Genomic DNA, 1410 nt, shown 5'->3' with positions numbered 1-1410 from the left:
GGTCAAGTCCCGTGGAGTGGTGTAACGGTTGATCCTTCGCTTAGGCGCTGAGGGCCATGATCGTGTCGGTGTCTACCTCGCTTCCGGTGTCAGCGATGGGGCGCATGCGAGAGCGGGCGAGGATGTCGAGGCCGAGATAGCGGCGTCCCTCGGCCCATTCGTCGGTTTGCTCGGCGAGGACGCCGCCAACAAGGCGGATGATCGCATCCCGGTTGGGGAAGATGCCGACACTGTCGGTTCGGCGGCGGATCTCTCTGTTCAGCCGCTCGTTGGGGTTGTTCGACCAGATCTGCTGCCACAGGTCCTTGGGAAACGAGGTGAACGCGAGGATGTCTGCCCGGGCCGCGTCCAGGTGCGAGGCGACGACGGGAAGTTTCTCGCTCACGTAGTCCAGGGTCCGGTCGAACTGTGCGGTCACCGCGGCAGCGTCGGGTTGGTCATAGACACTGTGGAGCATCGCTTTCACGGCCGGCCACATGCTCTTGGGTGTCACACTCATCAGGTTCGCGGCGTAATGGGTGCGGCAGCGTTGCCAGACTGCCCCGGGCAGGTTCGCGGCGATCGCGTCTTTCAGCCCGGCGTGCGCGTCGGAGGTGACCAGCTGCACCCCGGCAAGGCCGCGGGCGGTGAGATCGGCAAAGAACGCGTTCCATGCGGGACCGGTCTCTGACGTGGCGACCTGGAGTCCGAGGACCTCGCGGCGTCCGTCGCCGTTGACCCCGGTCGCGATCAGGACCACGGTGTTCACGACCCGACCGCCCTCTCGGACCTTCATCGTCAACGCGTCCGCGGCAACGAAGGTGAACGGGCCGGCCTCGGACAGGTTGCGGTGCCGGAACTCCTCCACGTGTTCATCGAGATCGGCCGCCATCCTGGACACCTGCGACTTCGACAGGGAATGGATACCGAGCTGCTTCACCAATTTGTCCATCCGGCGGGTCGAGACGCCGGCGAGGTAGCAGTCCGCGATCACGGTGACTAGCGCGGCCTCGGATCGTTTCCGGCGTTCGAGGAGCCATTCCGGGAAGTAGCTGCCCTGCCGCAGCTTCGGGACGGCGACATCGATCGTCCCGGCACGGGTATCGAGGTTCCGATGCCGATAGCCGTTGCGGTGGGTGGTGCGCTCAGGGCTGCGTTCGCCCCATTCCGCGCCGACGACGGCATCGGCGTCAGCGGACAGCAAAGCGTTGATCATGGTCTGCAGCAGATGCCGCATCAAATCCGGGGACGCCTCGGTCAGGGCTTCGCCGAGCACGGTCACGGGGTCGACAATATGGGGAGCGGTCATCGTGTTGATGCCTTTCGAGTGGGATGTGAGAGTTTCCTCGAAGGATCACACGGTGACCGCCTTCACGTCAGCAACGACGCAGACAACCACCGTGGCGTTACACCACTATGCGGGACTCCACT

At 64.6% G+C, this 1410-nt stretch carries 1 protein-coding gene; it reads right to left on the bottom strand.

All coding sequences use genetic code 11. The features are described from left to right. Positions 1 to 40 precede the first annotated feature (40 nt). On the bottom strand, positions 41 to 1288 hold the full coding sequence (locus tag QRN45_RS20175) for an IS256 family transposase (protein WP_284764463.1): 1248 nt from the start codon (positions 1286 to 1288) through the stop codon (positions 41 to 43). Between the last annotated feature and the right edge of the window lie 122 nt (positions 1289 to 1410).

Origin of the sequence: Arthrobacter sp. efr-133-R2A-63 (assembly GCF_030209795.1) — a bacterium.
GTDB lineage: Bacteria > Actinomycetota > Actinomycetes > Actinomycetales > Micrococcaceae > Arthrobacter > Arthrobacter bambusae_A.
This window is presented reverse-complemented; position numbering and strand designations above follow the sequence as displayed.